Annotated in this window: 9 protein-coding genes; 6 read left to right on the forward strand and 3 right to left on the reverse strand. The window is 46.6% G+C overall.

Annotated features, from left to right (window positions below):
- Nucleotide 1 precedes the first annotated feature (1 nt).
- The 3 genes from arcB to R7O13_RS11590 form a co-directional block, all read right to left on the reverse strand.
- Nucleotides 2–2356: an aerobic respiration two-component sensor histidine kinase ArcB gene (gene arcB, locus R7O13_RS11580; RefSeq protein ID WP_318303888.1), complete on the reverse strand. Its 2355-nt coding sequence runs from the start codon at nucleotides 2354–2356 to the stop codon at nucleotides 2–4.
- 237 nt (nucleotides 2357–2593) lie between these two features.
- Nucleotides 2594–4339, reverse strand: coding sequence for a GGDEF domain-containing protein (locus tag R7O13_RS11585; RefSeq protein ID WP_033906101.1), 1746 nt, complete (start codon nucleotides 4337–4339; stop codon nucleotides 2594–2596).
- Nucleotides 4340–4374: 35 nt separating this feature from the next.
- The gene (locus R7O13_RS11590; RefSeq protein WP_033906100.1) at nucleotides 4375–5334 is read right to left on the reverse strand and encodes a TIGR01212 family radical SAM protein; all 960 of its coding nucleotides are present in this window, start codon (nucleotides 5332–5334) and stop codon (nucleotides 4375–4377) included.
- Between the two features lie 551 nt (nucleotides 5335–5885).
- Here R7O13_RS11590 and gltB (R7O13_RS11595) point away from each other — a divergent pair.
- From gltB (R7O13_RS11595) to mtnN, 6 genes are all read left to right on the forward strand, one after another.
- The gene (gltB, locus tag R7O13_RS11595; protein WP_318303890.1) at nucleotides 5886–10436 is read left to right on the forward strand and encodes a glutamate synthase large subunit; all 4551 of its coding nucleotides are present in this window, start codon (nucleotides 5886–5888) and stop codon (nucleotides 10434–10436) included.
- The gene (locus R7O13_RS11600) at nucleotides 10436–11905 is read left to right on the forward strand and encodes a glutamate synthase subunit beta (protein WP_318303892.1); all 1470 of its coding nucleotides are present in this window, start codon (nucleotides 10436–10438) and stop codon (nucleotides 11903–11905) included. The genes gltB (R7O13_RS11595) and R7O13_RS11600 overlap by 1 nt, the downstream gene beginning before the upstream one ends.
- A 448-nt stretch (nucleotides 11906–12353) precedes the next feature.
- Nucleotides 12354–16817, forward strand: a complete 4464-nt coding sequence (gene gltB, locus R7O13_RS11605) for a glutamate synthase large subunit (RefSeq protein WP_258515099.1) — start codon at nucleotides 12354–12356, stop codon at nucleotides 16815–16817.
- A 20-nt stretch (nucleotides 16818–16837) separates the two neighbouring features.
- A complete protein-coding gene (locus R7O13_RS11610) occupies nucleotides 16838–18250 on the forward strand; it encodes an FAD-dependent oxidoreductase (protein ID WP_005381833.1) in 1413 nt (470 codons plus the stop codon).
- 91 nt (nucleotides 18251–18341) lie between these two features.
- Nucleotides 18342–18770 (forward strand): DUF1499 domain-containing protein, encoded by a 429-nt coding sequence (locus R7O13_RS11615; RefSeq protein ID WP_318303894.1) that lies wholly within the window; start codon nucleotides 18342–18344, stop codon nucleotides 18768–18770.
- A 63-nt stretch (nucleotides 18771–18833) separates the two neighbouring features.
- Nucleotides 18834–19529 carry a 5'-methylthioadenosine/S-adenosylhomocysteine nucleosidase gene (gene mtnN, locus R7O13_RS11620; RefSeq protein ID WP_005381837.1) on the forward strand — a complete coding sequence of 232 codons (696 nt, stop codon included), beginning with the start codon at nucleotides 18834–18836 and terminating at the stop codon, nucleotides 19527–19529.
- Nucleotides 19530–19537 lie beyond the last annotated feature (8 nt).

Consider the following 19537-nt stretch of genomic DNA (forward strand, 5'->3'; position numbering starts at 1 on the left):
GTTATTTCCTTTGTTCCAACCAACTTTTGAGGACTTGAATATCGTTTTGGTATTCATTTTTGATCTCTTCAACCCAGTCTGAAATGTTTTCCCACCATGCTGGCATATCGGGCGATTGCGCTTTTTGCGCCACACTTTGGATACGTTTCAGGCCAATTGAACCTGCAGCACCTTTGATTTTATGCGCTTCAGAAACAATCCCATCTTGATCTTTCGCTGTCATGTTTGAATCTAAGACATCGATATAGTCTGGCATCATATCTTCAAACATTTTTATGCTGTCGTAGACAGGTTTTGCACCAACAATGTCGACGTAAGACTCTAACATATCCATATCGAGCAAATGTGTCTCAATCACAGGAGAAGGCACTGGCTCTTCCACTGTTTCGGGACCGCTCACTACTTCCTTAGGTTGTTCTAACTGGTGAGCGAAGAATTTATCAATCACTGACTGAATGGCATTCACTGCCAGCGGCTTACTGATCGCATCATCCATGCCGTTATCTAAGTATTCACGACGATCTTTCATTACATTAGCAGTTAAGGCGACCAATGGAGGAAGATTGTTATAATGCTTGCGGTAATAATTGGCGACATCAAAGCCCGTCATATCAGGCAGTTGGATATCCAACAACGCTAAGTCGTATTTTTCTGGCACAAAGTTCACTAACGCTTCTTGGCCCGTCATTGCCACGGTGACAGAGTGCCCTAGGCTCTCAAGTAACGATTTAGCCACAGTTACGTTAAGCTCGATGTCTTCGACCATAAATATGTTGAGGCGCACATTGTCGCGTTTCGCATCAATGACTGGCTCAGCTAGTTCAACAATCGGAACGTGGATCGATACAGTAAAAGTGCTACCAAAGCCTTCCTCACTGGTAACCGTAATGTCACCATCCATCATATTGATCAGTTGCTTAGATACCGCCAAACCAATACCTGTACCGACCGCATGCAGGTTGTCCTTGCCTGATTTCACTTGGTAGTACATCGCAAAGATCTTATCTAGATCTTCGTCTGGGATACCAATACCTGTGTCTTCCACTTCCATAATAATGGTCGCAAAATCGTCTTCGACATCCGCGCTCACTGTCATCACAACGCCACCTTCTTTGGTGAACTTCATTGCGTTGCTGACCAAGTTCCAAATCACCTGACGTAGACGGGTTGCATCCACTTCAATTGCTTTTGGCAAATCGCTTAAACGTTCTAAGTCAAAGCGTAACCCTTTTTGTTCTGCCATCAGAGCTGAGATGCTTTCAATCTCTGCGACGAAGTCTTCGAAGTTAAGTGGCGCAGGTAATAGTTCTAACTTACGGCGATCAAATTTATCCATATCGATAATATCGTTGAAGATGTTACCTAGCGTAATCGCACTCACATTGATGGTCTGCATGTGTTTACGCTGCTCTTCTGTCAACGGACTATCTAGAAGCATACGACTTAAGCCTACAATGCCATTCAGCGGCGTTCGCAGCTCATGACTGATGGTTGAGATGAAGGTAGTTTTGTCGCGGCTTGCTTTCTCTAACGACTCTTCATGGCGCTTACGTTCAGTGATATCACGACCGAACCCAACGAGACCAAGGTGGCGGCCATCTTTGCTGTAAAATGGCACTTTACGCAGCTCAAAGTAATGCTTGCGACCATCTGGGTATTCGAGCCATTGCTCGTAAGTAATTGCTTGATTATCGGCAAAAACCTTTTGGTCAGTATCAACGATATGCTCGGCGATTTCTTTGCTATACACATCCCAAGGGCTTAATCCGACTAACTGGTGCTCTTTCTTGCCCGTTAGCTCTTCCATCGCGCGGTTACAGCCAGAAAAAACACCATCCGCATTGCGGTAGTAAATTAAGTCTGGTGAGGCATCAATAAATGAACGCAGTAATGCAGTACGTTCTGCCAACTCTAATTGAGTACGTTCGCGTTGGAATACCTCATTTTCGAGGTCTTGCATCGCCTCTTCACGCGCTTCTTCCGCTTTAATACGCTCTTCAATTTCTTGGTTAAGCTTTTCAATGTTTTGTTGAAGTTGGTAATTCAACTCTTGATCTCGCGAACGCATGTCCTTCAGTTTGGACACCAGCTTAGTTAAACGCTGGCGAGACTCTTCTAGTTGATCGACAACCACAGAGAGGAAGTAAACCGCCCAAGGGGTGATCAATAGACCAAAAAACACCGAACGGACAATGTCGATATCATCTACTCGCCCTTTAAGAGCTAAAGTAATCCCTACCTGCACCACAACAGCTAATGCCACCAGCGCAAGGGCTAGCAAAATAGAGAAGCGAACAATCCCCAGTTTGACTAGCAAGTCGACATAATACTGGGCGAGATTTTTCATGGGTTTCATTAACTACTCCATGGTGGTGGCTAGATAGCGCCATTCGATGATGAAAAACAGGTAAATGCACTCGACCTAACGCAATTTAGGTCTGTTTGATTAGTGAAAAACACACGGTGCGATCTGCGCTTGTGACACGAGATAGAAAGATAAACCAACGAGCGCACAGGCTTCTGTAAGTTTAACGTGTTTAATACGGTGATTTAAACAATCAGCTATCAACTTAGAGCAAGCGGTCACAAAGCGTTAGCAAGAACTGGGGTGAATACAGGTGCGATTACGTCCATCAGCTTTAGCTTGGTATAACGCACTGTCAGCCATAGCGATGCCCATTTCGGGTTCATCACCATGCTGAGGAATGTAAGAGACCAGACCGATACTGACGGTAAGGCGTTCAGATGCTTCTGAACTGTCGTGTTCCATATCAAGCTGTAGAATTTTCTCATGAATACGCTGTGCTACGTTGCGCGCACCTTCCGTGGTGGTATTCGGCAAGATAAAACCAAACTCCTCGCCACCATAACGCGCAACACAATCCGAAGAACGATTGATGACTTGTGTAAACACGGTAGCGACACTGACTAACGCTTCATCACCTTGTTGGTGACCGTAACAGTCGTTGTAATCTTTGAAAAAGTCGATGTCACATAACATGATGGTGAGCGGCAGCTTTTCTCGAGCGTGGTGGTACCACAATACCTGCAGTTGTTCGTCGAAACGGCGTCGGTTCGATACTTGAGTTAAGCTATCCATAAAGCTCAATTTTTCTAACTCTAGGTTGGCTTTTTCCAACTTTTGTTCTGCAAGATAACGCTCAGAAATATCACGCGCCATGATCAGCACACCATTCGTTCCTGATGCTTTATCTTTAAAAGGCGATTTCACCACATCAAACCACGTACTTTTACCATCACTACTCACGACTTTATCTATGTATCGAACTGGCTCTAACTGGCGTAATGCTTCTAAGTCACTGTCTGCTAAGCGCGCGTACATCTCTTTAGGAATCACGTCTTGGAGGCGCTTACCTATCAAATCAGAAATTTTTGAAATGCCTAACGCCTTAACAAAAGGCTGATTACACGCTTGATAGACCATGTTCTCATTGAAAATACCAATAGAGTCCGGACTGGCATCCAGAATCGTTTGTAAGATAGTATCTCTTTGCGCTAGCGCCACCTCTGTATCTTTGCGACGCTCCATTTCATCTCGCAGATTCTGTTGCATCTTGTGCCATTCAGTCACGTCATGACTAATAGACAGCGTACCGATAAGCTCACCACTCGGCGAAACAAGAGAGTTTTGATTGACTTCCAGTAAGCAACTTCGACCTTGTGGATCCGTTGTCCATTTACGTTCGCTTTTTCTGGTCATCTCACCCAAGGTCTTGGATGCGCAAGCTTCTTCCCTTCGCCCTTGCCAGAATTGATCAAATGCTCGATTGGTCGTTAACAGATTGCCTTGGCGGTCTTGGGTACAAATCAGCTCTGAAAGTGAGTCTAATGCCGAACGTGCGATGATTAATTGCGCAAGTTCTTGTTGCTGCTCTTGGTGAGTGGCTTGATATGGCTGAGCATAAAGAATCCAAACTCGATGATTGCGCAATAAACTCTTTCTGCCTGACAGCTCCACTTTAATAGATTCACTATCAGATAGTCGCCAGTCAAAAGCCTGCTGACGAAAATGACGACTAGAGAAGCGATCGAGAAACTGCTCAAGCTCATGAATATCGAATAAAGCAGGATACAAATACCCCGTTCCCAAAGAGCGAATGCCTAATAACTGCATCGCAGCCTGGTTAGATAGCAAGAGCTGAGCATGGCTAGTGTCCACCACTATGACTGGATAGGGAGAATCCGTTACTAGTTGCTTAAGTGACGTCTGAAAGTGCAAATAGATCAGTGCTAACGCGCACACGCCTGCGATTAATAACAAGACGACATAGCCATAACCGCCTTGACCACCCCAAAGCCAATTGAGTAACTGATCCATCGTTTAAACCTTCAAAGAACACTGGTTAAAATATATCAGTTATTTATTGAGCGATCTGCTATTAATTCCGGTTTAGTATAGATAAAGGCATTCCCTGTAAGGCTCCCTTGAGCACCATGAGCACTGAGTTCTCGACCAATTTCCGTCATCGCTAGCCAACGGTTTTCACACCACAGAGGCGATAATAACGTGGGCCTCCTGGCTGCTGATGAAACGCGATGATAAATCACATCTGGTGGTGTCATACGAATCATTTCACTGGCGATCGCAACATATTCTTCTAATTCAGGGGCTTCTAGCTTTCCAGCACGCCAAGCTTTCGCCATGGTGCTACCTTCGACAATATGCAAGCCATGTAACTTGATGCCATCCGTTCCCACGGCCAACACTTTTTGCAGGGTTTCAATATTTTCGGCGCGGGTTTCTTTGGGTAAACCCACAATTAAGTGAGTACAAACCTTGATTCCGAGTGTTCGCGCACGCTTAGTGATTTCGGCATAACACTCAAAGTCATGACCACGATTGATACGTTTTAGGGTGTCATTGTTGGCGGTTTGAAGACCTAGTTCTAGCCAAATTTCATAACCTTGCTGTACATAGCCCGACAGTAAATCCAATACCGCATCAGGGACGCAATCAGGACGCGTCCCCACACAAAGACCAACCATGTCTGCAGCCTTTAGTGCTTCCTCATACATGTTTTTGAGAACTTGTACTTCGGCATAGGTACTGGTGTAGGCCTGAAAATAAGCGAGATACTTCTTCGCTCTGTGAATTTCACCTGCGCGATCTTTTAACTGTTCGTGAATGCTTTTTATCTGGACTTCTTCATCTGCAAACGAAGCCACATTGCAAAATGTACATCCTCCCCGCCCAATCGTGCCATCGCGGTTAGGGCAACTAAATCCACCGTGCAATGTTAACTTATGAACCTTTTCACCGTATCGACGCTGAAGATCTTGGCCGATTGTATTGACCAACTCATGTAACTGCATAAATTCTCACCAACAATAAATCGTAATCAATCTCACTACGATTTGTGTAAATAAATTACATCCCTGCAAGAAAAAACACACAATATTAATCAATTCAAACACCCATCATGCGGGTCAAAATCAATAAACTTGCATAATTAAAGGCAAAAATCGTTCATGTTGCGTAAATGTTAAACTAAAAATGCATAATTAAACGAAAAAATTGGGTCACAACGCCGACTTTTTCATTGCATTCTGAAGTGACAAAATTGTAGGATACTTACACAACCCCGTTATTTTTGTGACTTTTATTACAAAGCACACTGCGGGATTTGTCGGTGTTATCCCACTCCTACCTATATAAATCACTAGATAGTGATAATAAATAAAGGGATACCACCAAGGATTGTTTTTCTCGCAAAACTTTTCCTGCGAGATACGGAAAGGAATCAAGACCGGTCAACCTAGATCGGTGGCGATAATAAATATAAAGGACAAGACGTAATCAATAGTCTAGGTAGTATTTGCTGCCCGGTACTTTTGCGTCGACATTGAACTGGAAGGATGTATCTATGGTAGATAGAGAGCAAAATCCACAGGGTCTGTACACTCCAGAACTGGAGCATGACGCTTGTGGTATCGGTTTTGTTGCTCACCTTAAAAACCGTAAATCTCATGAAGTAGTGACTCAAGCATTGGATATGCTGGCTCGCATGGAACACCGTGGTGGTCAAGGTTGTGACCCATGCAGCGGTGACGGTGCGGGTATCTTGCTACAAAAACCTCATGAATTCCTATTAGAAGAAGCCGTTAAGCTAGGCATTAAACTGCCTTCGTTTGAAAAGTATGGTGTTGGTGTCGTTCTTTTCCCGAAAGACGAATACAAACGCGAGCAATGCCGTGACATTCTAGAACGTAATGCACAGCGTCTAGATCTTGAAGTTATCGGCTACCGCGTTTTACCAACCGATAACTCAATGATCGGTGCAGACCCACTAAGCACAGAGCCTCAGTTTGAGCATGTGTTTATCTCTGGTGGCCCTGGCATCACACCTGAAGAACTAGAACGCAAACTGTACGTTCTTCGTAACTACACTGTACGTGTTTGCCTAGAAAGCGTTTCGAACATTGGTGACGACTTCTACATTAACTCCATGTCTTACAAGACATTGGTATACAAAGGTCAGTTAACGACCGAGCAAGTACCTCAGTACTTCCTTGATCTGCAAAACCCGACCATGGTGACTGCACTAGCACTGGTACACTCTCGTTTCTCTACCAACACCTTCCCGAAATGGCGTCTTGCACAACCTTTCCGTTACATTGCCCACAACGGTGAAATCAATACAGTTCGCGGTAACTTGAACTGGATGAAAGCCCGTGAAGCAATTCTAGAATCAGACCTGTTCACTCAGGCTGAAATCGACATGCTTCTTCCAATCTGTCAGGAAGGCAGCTCGGATTCATCTAACTTTGACATGGCACTTGAGCTCCTAGTTCTTTCTGGTCGCAGCCTGCCACACGCATTAATGATGATGATCCCGGAAGCATGGCAAGAAAACAAAAACATGGATCCTAAGCGTCGCGCGTTCTATCAGTACCACGCGAACATCATGGAACCATGGGATGGTCCTGCATCAGTATGTTTTACTGATGGTGTCCAAGTTGGTGCGACACTAGACCGTAACGGTCTGCGCCCTTCTCGCTACACGGTGACCAAAGATAACTTCCTAGTGATGGCATCTGAATCTGGTGTTGTGGATATAGAACCAGAAAACGTTGAGTTCCGTGGTCGCCTACAACCAGGTCGTATCTTCGTTGCAGACCTAGAGCAAGGTCGAATCATCTCTGATGAAGAAGTGAAAGACACCATCGCAACGGCACAGCCTTACGAGAAGTGGGTAGAAGAAAACCTACTGAGCTTGAAGAAGCTGCCAGATGCGAGCAACCAGTTCAGCCAACCTAAGCCAGAACACCTTCTACACCGCCAACAAGCGTTTGGCGTAAGCACTGAAGAAGTGAACGAAATCATCGTTCCAATGGCGAATGACGCGAAAGAGCCATTATCAGCAATGGGTGCCGACTGGCCTCTTGCGGTTCTCTCTCATCAGTCTCAACATCTTTCAAACTACTTCAAGCAGCTGTTCGCACAGGTAACTAACCCACCGATTGACCCGATCCGTGAGCGTATGGTTATGTCGCTGAACACTTACTTGGGTAAAGACCAAAACCTTCTGACTGAAACACCACTTCACTGTCAGAAAGTCGAATTAGAATCGCCGGTTCTGGCGAACTCAGAGCTTGAAAAACTGCGTGCGATCGATAACGAGCACCTACAAGCGAAAACGTTGGATATCGTATTCCAAGCTAGTGAAGATCAAGGCAAACTTGAGCGTGCATTAAAACGTATCTGCCAATACGCAGAAGACGCGGTTATCGATGGTTACTCAATCATCCTACTCACTGACCGCGCAGTGAATTCAAACCACGCTGCGATCCCAGCAATGCTGGCAGTTGGCGCAGTGCACCACCACTTGATCCGTAAAGGTCTACGTGCGAAGTGTGACATCGTGGTTGAAACCGGTGACGCGCGTGAAACGCACCACTTTGCAACACTACTTGGTTACGGTGCGAATGCGGTTAACCCTTACCTAGTGATTGAAACCATCATTGAACTTCAACGTACGAAGAAGTTGGATCCAGAAGCGAACCCTCGTGATCTGTTCAACAACTACCGTAAAGCGATTAATGGCGGTCTTCTGAAGATCTTCTCGAAGATGGGTATCTCGACGCTACAGTCTTACCACGGCGCACAAATCTTCGAAGCGTTGGGTATCCACAAATCAGTGGTCGACAAATACTTCACAGGTACGGTTTCTCGTATCCAAGGTCTAACCCTTGATGATATCGCCAAAGAAGTGCTGATCCGTCACCGCATCGGTTACCCACAACGCGAAATCCCAATTCAAATGCTGGATGTTGGTGGTGTTTACCAATGGAAACAGCGTGGTGAGAAGCACCTATTCAACCCAGAGACTATTTCTCTACTGCAAGAGTCTACGCGCAACAAAAACTACGATCAGTTCAAGCAGTACGCAACAGCAGTAGATAAGCAGGGCGACAACGCGGTAACCCTGCGTAGCCAACTTGAGTTCATTAAGAACCCAGCCGGTTCTATCTCTATCGACGAAGTCGAGCCAATTGAAAGCATCGTGAAACGCTTCGCGACGGGTGCTATGTCATTCGGTTCTATTTCTTACGAAGCACACTCCACACTAGCTGTTGCGATGAACCGTCTTGGCGCGAAATCGAACTCTGGTGAAGGTGGTGAAGACCCAATGCGTTTCGAGCGCAAAGAGAACGGCGATTGGGAACGCTCTGCAATCAAGCAGGTGGCTTCTGGTCGTTTCGGCGTAACCTCTTACTACCTAACTAACGCTGATGAGCTGCAAATCAAGATGGCTCAAGGTGCGAAGCCAGGTGAAGGTGGTCAGCTACCAGGCGATAAAGTAGACGATTGGATCGGTGCAACACGTCACTCTACTCCGGGCGTTGGTCTTATCTCGCCACCGCCACACCACGATATCTACTCAATCGAAGATTTGGCTCAGCTTATCTACGACTTGAAGAACGCGAACCGCGCAGGCCGTGTAAACGTGAAGCTGGTATCAGAAGCAGGCGTAGGTACGATCGCTTCTGGTGTAGCGAAAGCGAAAGCGGACGTTGTACTAATCGCAGGTTTCGACGGCGGTACAGGTGCATCACCAATGTCTTCAATCCGCCATACAGGTCTTCCTTGGGAACTTGGCTTGGCAGAAACGCACCAAACGCTACTGAAGAACGGTCTACGTAACCGTATCGTGGTTCAAGCGGATGGTCAGATGAAGACACCTCGCGACCTTGCAGTGGCAACACTACTCGGTGCAGAAGAATGGGGCGTGGCAACCGCAGCCTTGGTGGTTGAAGGTTGTATTATGATGCGTAAGTGTCATAAGAACACCTGTCCTGTTGGTATCGCGACTCAAAATAAGACACTTCGCGAGCGCTTTGATGGCCGCGTAGAAGACGTCGTAACCTTCTTCCAATACATGGCACAAGGTCTACGTGAAATCATGGCTGAACTTGGCTTCCGCACTATCGATGAGATGGTCGGTCAAGGTCAGAAGCTGAAGATTCGCCAAGACGTTTCTCACTGGAAATACAAGAACCTAGATCTGTCTCCTGTTCTTCACGTTGAGCAACCACGTGAAGCTGATGGTGTATTCAACCAAGCTCAGCAGAACCACAACTTAGAAGAAGTGCTAGACCGTAAGCTGATTCAAGCAGCGATTCCTGCACTCGAGAAAGGCGAAGCGGTGAATGCCGAGTTCCCTATCGTTAACACGGACCGCTCTGCAGGTACCATGTTGTCGAACGAAATCTCGAAAGTGTACAAAGATGCCGGTCTACCTCAGCCAATGAACGTGAAGTTCAAAGGTTCTGCGGGTCAGTCATTCGGCGCATTCCTAGCTAAGGGCGTGAAGTTCGAAGTAGAAGGCGACGCGAACGACTACTGGGGTAAAGGCTTATCTGGCGGTACCTTAGTACTTTACCCAGATGCAAAATCAAGTATTGTCGCGGAAGACAACATCGTGGTTGGTAACGTGTGTTTCTACGGTGCAACTTCGGGTGAGTCTTTCATTCGCGGTATGGCTGGTGAACGTTTCTGTGTTCGTAACTCAGGCGCGAAAGTAGTAGTCGAAGGCGTCGGTGACCACGGTTGTGAATACATGACGGGCGGTGCAGCAATTATCCTAGGTTCAACAGGTCGTAACTTTGCCGCAGGTATGAGTGGTGGCGTGGCTTACGTATGGGATAAATCAGGTGACTTTGAGTCAAAACTGAACCCAGAGTTAGTAGACCTAGATCCAATCGAGAAAGAAGACAGAGATCTATTACTCGACATGCTAACTAAGCATGTTCAATTCACAGGAAGTGAAGTCGCTCAGTCTTTCCTAGACAACTTTGAAGCAAGCCTAGCCTCTATGGTTAAGGTAATGCCGCGTGACTACAAAGCGGTTCTTCAAAAGCGTAAAGCTGAAGCACAGTCTCAAGGAAACGAAACTCAAGTGGAGGCCGTATAATGGGTAAGCCTACTGGATTTTTAGAGCATGGTCGTGAACTACCACAGAAAATCGACCCAGCTGAACGCATCAAGAACAACAAAGAGTTCGTTCTGAACGAGGAGTTTGGTGACAAGATCAATACTCAGGCTTCTCGTTGTATGGATTGTGGTGTGCCGTTTTGTCATAACGGCTGCCCTATCGGTAACATCATCCCAGAATTTAACGACGCGGTTTATCGTGATAGCTGGGAAGAAGCTTGGAACATTCTAAGCTCAACCAATAACTTCCCAGAGTTCACTGGTCGTGTTTGCCCTGCTCCATGTGAAAGTGCTTGTGTACTTGGTATCAACCAAGATCCAATTACTATCTGTAATATCGAGAAAACCATCGTGGAAACGGCGTATCGTGAAGGGTACGCCAAACCAAAAACACCACGCTCTCGAACTGGCAAAACCGTTGCGATCATCGGTTCGGGCCCTGCTGGCCTTGCGGCTGCTGAGCAGTTAAACAGCGCTGGTCATACTGTGACGGTATTCGAGCGAGACGAGAAAGTGGGCGGTCTGCTACGTTTTGGTATCCCAGACTTTAAACTGAGCATGGAAGTCATTGATCGCAAGATCAATCTAATGGCAGAAGCTGGCATTGAGTTTAAAGTAAACCAACACGTCGGTGTTGATGTAAATGCTCAGCAATTGCGTCAAGAGTTCGATGTGGTTCTACTAACCGGTGGCTCAACGGTTCCACGTGATTTGCCCGTTCCGGGTCGTGAACTAAAAGGCGTTCACTTCGCAATGGAATTCCTAGGTCAAAACAACCGTCGCGCCAATAACATGGACCTGAAAACGGAAGAAATTCACGCTGCGGGTAAACATGTTGTGGTTATCGGTGGTGGTGATACGGGTTCAGACTGTGTGGGAACATCAAACCGTCACGGCGCAGCAAGCGTAACTCAAGTGGAAATCATGCCGATTCCACCAGAGAAGCGCCCAGCCAATATGCCTTGGCCTCAATACCCAATGATCCTACGTACTTCGACCTCTCATGAAGAAGGTGTCGATCGTCACTGGAACATCCTGACCAAAGAGTTCATCGGCAATGACAAAGGTGAAGTCACAGGCCTTCGTCTTGCTGATATCGTTTGGCAAGATGCAAAACCAGGCGAGCGCCCAAGCTTCAAAGAAGTAGAAGGCAGCGAGCGTGTGATTCCATGTGATATGGCATTTCTAGCGATGGGCTTCCTACACCCTGAACCAACAGGCGTACTTGCTCAACTGGATATCGCACTAGACGATCGCGGTAACGTAGCAACTCAAGATTTTGCTACTAACCAAGAAGGCGTATTTGCTGCTGGTGATATGCGAACAGGCCAATCTTTGGTGGTTCGTTGTATCAATGAAGGCCGCGAATGTGCCCGTGCTATCGATGATTATCTAATGGGTAGCACAAACCTAGAAGCAAAAGCAGATTCACTGATGCTTTCTGCTTAACGAAGCAGTCATGCTTCTCTCTTTCAATTGCCTAATAGCCATCAGCAATATCGATGGCTATCGGTGAAGAAAGAAAACAATTCCTTCCAATCTTTCTATTTTGACCAGCATTTTATGCTGGTCTTTTTTATCTCCCACAGAATCAAATGTTACTTTTTTGTAACAATCAATTTTCTATCTATTTGAAATTATTAAACTATTTTAGCTTATTAAATGGTAAATCGTATATTCACGTGATGATCCACTAATAACTTGACCTTTTTTACAATAAGCTATAGCTTGTGAAGTTGATGAAAATAAAACACTCAAAAAATGTTAAATATTTCACAACTTTTACTGAATAATTATACATAAAGCTATAAAGATGACGCATAGTTAGTCATCGATATCAACGTAAGCAGTGTTGATATATCTGTCGGGATGACGGATAAGCAAAGGGAGAATTGCAATGGCTCTTTATGATCCAAGTCTTGAGAAAGACAACTGTGGATTTGGCTTGATCGCGCATATGGAAGGCGAACAAAGCCACAAGCTGGTACGTACAGCAATTTCTGCACTTGACCGCATGACTCACCGTGGTGGTATCGCCGCCGATGGTAAAACTGGTGATGGTTGTGGTCTTCTATTACAAAAGCCCGATTCCTATTTACGTCTTATTGCCGAAGAAAATGGTTTCAACCTTGGCAAGCAATACGCCGTAGGGATGATTTTCTTCAACCAAGATCCAGTCAAAGCTCAACTCGCTAAAGACATCGTCAACAAAGAACTGGCGCAAGAGACGCTAACTGTGGCTGGTTGGCGTGAAGTACCAACTAATTCAGAAGTACTCGGTCCAATTGCGGCCAACTCGCTTCCAAATATTCAGCAAGTCTTTGTCTCTGCACCGGCAGGTTGGCGCGAACGCGACATTGAACGTCGTCTCTACATCGCACGCCGTCGCATCGAGAAACAAATCACCGAAGATCCGGATTTCTACATCTGTAGCTTATCGACTCAAGTTTTGGTGTACAAAGGCCTATGCATGCCTGCGGACTTACCGCGCTTTTATCTTGATCTTGCAGATCTACGTATGGAATCTGCTATCTGTCTGTTCCACCAGCGTTTTTCTACCAACACTCAACCGCGTTGGCCATTAGCTCAACCGTTCCGCTACCTTGCTCATAATGGTGAGATCAATACCATTGAAGGTAACCGACAATGGGCACGCGCTCGTGCTTACAAGTTCTCGTCACCACTGCTGCCTGACCTACAAACTGCAGCACCGTTTGTGAACGAGACAGGCTCAGACTCGTCTAGCTTAGATAATATGCTAGATCTCTTTTTAGCTGGCGGCATGGATATCTTCCGTGCCATGCGTATGCTCGTACCGCCAGCATGGCAAAACCACCCGGATATGGATCCGGATTTGCGTGCGTTTTACGATTTCAACTCCAAACACATGGAACCATGGGATGGCCCAGCAGGTATCGTACTGTCCGATGGTCGTTATGCTGCTTGTAACCTAGACCGAAACGGTCTACGTCCTGCGCGTTATGTAATTACCAAAGACAAGCTGATCACTCTGGCATCTGAGGTAGGGATTTGGAATTACGCCCCAGATGAAGTTGCCAAAAAAGGTCGTGTAGGTCCGGGGGAATTGCTCGTCATCGACACTCGTAAAGGTAAGCTTTGGCAGTCTAGCGAGATCGATAATGACCTGAAATCTCGTCACCCTTATCGCGAATGGATGGAGAACAACGTTCGCAAACTAACACCGTTCTCTCAGCTACCTGAAGATCAAGTAGGTGAGCGCAGCTTTGATGAAGACTTGCTTAAGACTTATCAAAAGCAGTTTGCCATGAGCAATGAAGAAGTCGATCAAGTATTGCGTGTCCTCGGTGATATGGGGCAAGAAGCCGTCGGTTCGATGGGTGATGACACCCCGATGGCGGTTCTTTCTTCGAAAGAGCGCTTGGTGACTGATTACTTCCGTCAGAAGTTCGCGCAGGTCACCAACCCACCAATCGATCCGCTGCGTGAGAAACACGTCATGTCGCTAGCGACCAGCATCGGCCAGGAGATGAACGTCTTCTGTGAAACCGATGGCCACGCGCATCGTGTAACCTTTGATTCTCCAGTACTGCTCTATTCAGACATGCAGCAACTACTAGAGCTGAGTGACGATCATTACCGTAATACCATTCTCGATATCAACTACGACCCACAACAGAAAGATCTCAAACAAGCCATTGATGATCTGTGTGAGCAAGCAGAACAAGTGGTGCGTGAAGGCACGGTTCTAGTCGTGCTTTCAGATCGCGCTTTAGTCAAAGGCAAGCTGCCAATTCCTGCAGCAATGGCGGTCGGTGCGGTTCAAACTCGCTTGATCGATGCCAACTTACGTTGTGATGCCAACATTGTTGTTGAGACCGCAACAGCTCGTGACCCACACCAATTTGCTGTCTTGCTTGGCTTTGGTGCTACTGCGGTTTACCCATACCTTGCTTATGAAGCTTTAGGTAAACTGATTGATGATAAAGCACTAGAGAAAGACTACCGCGATGTGATGCAAAACTACCAATACGGCATCAACAAAGGCCTGTACAAGATCATGTCGAAAATGGGGATCTCAACCATCGCCTCTTACCGCTGCTCACAACTGTTTGAAGCAGTTGGCTTGAGCCAAGATGTGGTCGATCTGTGTTTTAAAGGCGTCACAACTCGAATTGAAGGCGCGAATTTTGACGACTTCCAGCAAGATCTTACAAACTTATCTCGTAAAGCATGGGCGAAACGCAAATCGATTGATCATGGCGGCTTGTTAAAGTACGTCCATGGAGGTGAGTATCATGCGTACAACCCGGATGTTGTCGGCACGCTGCAACAGGCCGTTAAATCTGGCGAAAGTAACGACTATCAGAGCTTTGCTAAGCAGGTAAATCAACGCCCTGTTGCCATGCTGCGTGACTTAATGTCGCTGAAAAAATCAGACTCACCGCTGCCACTTGAGCAAATAGAACCACGCACTGAACTGTTCAAACGCTTTGACTCTGCGGCAATGTCCATTGGCGCACTTAGCCCAGAAGCGCATGAAGCACTTGCAACGGCGATGAACCGTCTTGGTGGTTACTCTAACTCGGGTGAAGGCGGTGAAGATCCTCGCCGCTTCGGTACTGAGCGTAACTCACGTATCAAACAGATTGCTTCTGGCCGATTTGGTGTAACGCCTCATTACCTGACTAATGCGGATGTACTGCAAATCAAGGTGGCACAAGGTGCGAAACCGGGTGAAGGTGGACAGCTACCAGGACACAAAGTCACCGCAGAAATCGCAAAACTGCGTTATTCGGTACAAGGCGTGACTCTGATCTCCCCTCCTCCGCACCACGATATCTATTCGATTGAAGATTTGGCCCAGCTGATCTTCGACCTTAAACAAGTCAACCCAAATGCGCTGGTTTCGGTAAAACTCGTCTCCGAGCCAGGTGTCGGCACCATCGCAACGGGCGTAGCCAAGGCTTACGCTGATCTTATTACCATTTCGGGTTACGACGGTGGTACCGCAGCAAGCCCATTAACTTCGGTAAAATACGCTGGTAGCCCTTGGGAGTTGGGGTTGGCAGAGACACAACAAGCTCTGGTTACTAATGGTCTGCGTCATAAGATCCGCTTACAGGTAGACGGTGGTCTAAAGACTGGTTTAGACGTAGTTAAAGCCGCAATTTTAGGTGCAGAAAGCTTCGGTTTTGGTACTGCGCCAATGGTCGCTATGGGTTGTAAGTTCCTACGAATTTGTCACCTCAACAACTGTGCAACTGGGGTTGCGACTCAAGACGAGACACTGCGTAAAGAATACTTCAAAGGTCTACCAGAAATGGTGATGAATTACTTCATCGGCTTGGCAGACGAAGTGCGCGGATTACTCGCCGAACTTGGCGTAGAAAAGCTGACGGACTTGATTGGTCGTACCGATTTACTTGAGGCAGTAGAGGGATTTACAGCGAAACAGACCAAGCTGGATCTATCCAATATTCTAGAAGCTCCAGTATCACCTGAGGGCCATCCGCTATTTTGGACAGAGCCAAACAAACCGTTTGATAAAGCTGAGCTCAACCAAAAGATCGTTGATGATGCCATGCATGCGGTCGAAAACAGTCAATCGGCAAGTTTCTTCTACAATGTCATCAACACTGATCGTTCTGTTGGTGCACGCTTATCTGGCGAAATAGCAAAACGCTATGGCAACCAAGGGTTGGCGGCTTCCCCTATCAAAATCTATCTTGACGGCACCGCAGGCCAGTCCTTTGGTGTTTGGAACGCAGGTGGTGTAGAGCTTTACCTCACGGGCGATGCGAACGACTACGTGGGCAAAGGCATGGCGGGTGGTAAAGTGGTTATAAAACCTCACCTTGGCACTGCATTTAAGTGTAATGAAGCAACCATCATTGGTAACACCTGTCTGTACGGCGCGACCGGCGGTAAACTATTTGCAGCCGGTAAAGCAGGTGAGCGTTTCGGCGTACGAAACTCAGGTACGATAGCCGTCATTGAAGGTGCTGGCGATAACGCTTGTGAGTACATGACTGGCGGTATTGTTGCCATTCTTGGTGCGACAGGTGTGAACTTTGGCGCGGGTATGACTGGAGGCTTTGCCTATGTTCTGGATGAGAACCAAAGCTTTGAAGGTCGAGTTAATACTGAGTCTGTCGAAGCCATCTCATTGTCCGATCTTTACATCCACCAAGAACATTTGCGTGGCCTAATTGCGGAACACCTTGAAGAAACAGGGTCGAGTCATGCTGAAAATATTTTGGCGAACTTTGATGAATGGATTCCAAAGTTCTATTTGGTGAAACCACAAGCGGCAGATCTTCGCACGCTACTTGGTCACCAGAGCCGCAGTGCCGCAGAGCTGCGTGTTCAAGCACAGTAATCATGGAGGATGTTTGAATCATGAGCCAGAACGTTTATCAATTTATCGATGTGCAGCGTGTAGATCCTGCGAAAAAGCCTATCAAAGTTCGTAAGATCGAGTTCGTTGAAATCTATGAACCGTTCACTAAACAACAGGCGACTGCACAAGCGGATCGCTGCTTAGATTGTGGCAACCCATATTGTGAATGGAAATGCCCAGTCCACAACTACATCCCTCAATGGTTAAAACTTGCCAATGAAGGTCGTATTCTTGAAGCGGTTGAACTATCGCATCAAACCAACAGCCTACCGGAAGTATGTGGGCGCGTTTGTCCTCAAGACCGCCTATGTGAAGGTTCATGCACGCTTAATGATGACTTTGGTGCCGTCACCATCGGTAACATAGAAAAGTACATTACCGACAAAGCGTTTGAAATGGGCTGGAAGCCAGATATGTCCAAGGTGGAGTGGACCGATAAAAAGGTCGCAATCATTGGAGCAGGCCCAGCTGGCTTGGCTGCCGCGGATATCCTAGTGCGCAATGGCGTTAAGCCAGTCGTGTTTGACCGCTACCCTGAAATTGGAGGCCTTCTGACCTTCGGTATTCCTTCCTTCAAGCTTGAAAAAGGCGTGATGGAAAACCGCCGCCGTGTGTTCACTGAAATGGGCGTCGAGTTCCGCATGAACATGGAAGTAGGCAAAGATGTCCAAATGCAAGAGCTACTTGATGAATACGATGCTGTTTTCTTGGGCGTTGGCACCTATAAATACATGCGTGCAGGTCTAGATAATGAAGATGCGCCGGGTGTGTATGACGCGCTGCCATTTTTAGTTTCGAACACCTACAAAGTCATGGATCTTGAGAGTAACCAACCCTTTATCGATATGGCAGGAAAGAAAGTCGTCGTACTGGGTGGTGGTGATACAGCAATGGACTGCGTTCGTACCTCAATTCGCCAAGGTGCCTCCAACGTAGTTTGTGCTTATCGTCGTGATGAGGCCAACATGCCGGGATCTCGTCGCGAGGTAAAAAACGCAAAGGAAGAAGGCGTGAAGTTCATGTTCAATCTTCAGCCTTTGGGAGTGGAAGTGGATGCGTCAGGCAAAGTCTCGGGGGTCAAAGTGGTGAAAACCGCACTTGGTGAACCTGATGAAGCGGGTCGCCGACGTCCAGAGCCCGTTGAAGGCAGCGAGCACGTTCTACCAGCAGACGTTGTTATCATGGCGTTTGGTTTCCAGCCGCACAAAATGGACTGGTTAGCACCGTTTGATGTCGATTTGGATCAATGGGGTCGTATCAAAGCCCCAGCGAAGCAAGAGTTCCAGTTCCAGACCAGCAATGAAAAGATCTTCGCGGGTGGCGATGCGGTACGAGGTTCTGATCTTGTCGTAACCGCAATTGATGAAGGACGAAAAGCGGCAGAAGGCATTCTCGATTACCTCGAAGTTTAATCTCAGTTAACCTCACAAAAAGGGTCCTGTTATTGGATCCTTTTTCTTTTGTATCCATTTAATTAGAAGCAAAATTATAAGAGTAAATACAATGAAAAAAGCCGCTCTCCTTTCCATTACTTTGCTCGGCTTAACCGCTTGTAGCCAAGGAGTCACAACCATGACGGATCGTTCTCAATCACCTTGTGGTGACAAACCAAACTGCGTCTCCACCCAAGACACGCGAGAAAAATACAACCTAACGCCATTTATCTTAGTTGATTCAGCGAACATCGACGCTATTGAGCAAGTTGCGCTTGAACTGCCAGGCGCGAAAACCGCGGTGAAAGAAAGCAACTACCTTCGTATCGAGTGCACATCTAAAATCATGCGCTTCGTGGATGACCTCGAACTAAAAATAGCAGGAGACCAACTGATTGTGCGCTCGGAATCTCGTGTGGGCTACTCTGACTTTGGCGTAAACAGAAAGCGCGCCGATCAATTACGAGAAAAGCTCACTCAAGCGAAGATCATCAAATAGAAAACTGCCAACGGGGAGTGCTATACTCTCGGCCAACTAAAATATTTACTTAAAGAGAGTGTTATGAAAGTTGGTATCATCGGTGCGATGGAACAAGAAGTGACCATCCTGAAGCAAGCAATTACAAACTGCAAAACTGTAAATAAAGCAGGTTGTACGTTTTTCTCTGGTCAAATTAACGATGTTGAAGTCGTCGTACTACAATCGGGCATCGGTAAAGTTGCAGCGGCAGTGGGCACGACAATCCTTCTTGATGAATACCAACCAGACGTTGTGATTAACACAGGCTCTGCTGGCGGTTTCGATTCAAGCTTAAACCTTGGCGATGTAGTTATCTCTACAGAAGTTCGTCATCACGATGCAGACGTAACCGCTTTTGGTTATGAGATTGGCCAAATGGCCGGTCAACCAGCTGCATTCAAAGCGGATGACAAGCTAATGGACTTAGCCGAAAAAGCCCTAGCACAAATGGAAAACACTCATGCGGTTCGCGGCCTAATTTGTACTGGCGATGCGTTTGTTTGTACTGCTGAGCGTCAAGAGTTTATTCGTAAACACTTCCCGTCAGTTATCGCTGTAGAAATGGAAGCATCTGCTATCGCTCAAACTTGTCATCAATTCAACACTCCGTTTGTTGTTGTGCGTGCAATCTCTGATGTCGCTGATAAAGAATCACCAATGAGCTTTGATGAATTCCTACCTCTAGCAGCAAAAAGCTCTTCCGAAATGGTATTCAAAATGCTGGAACTCATTAAGTAAACGACTCA

It is taken from the genome of Vibrio sp. Y176 (assembly GCF_033438945.1).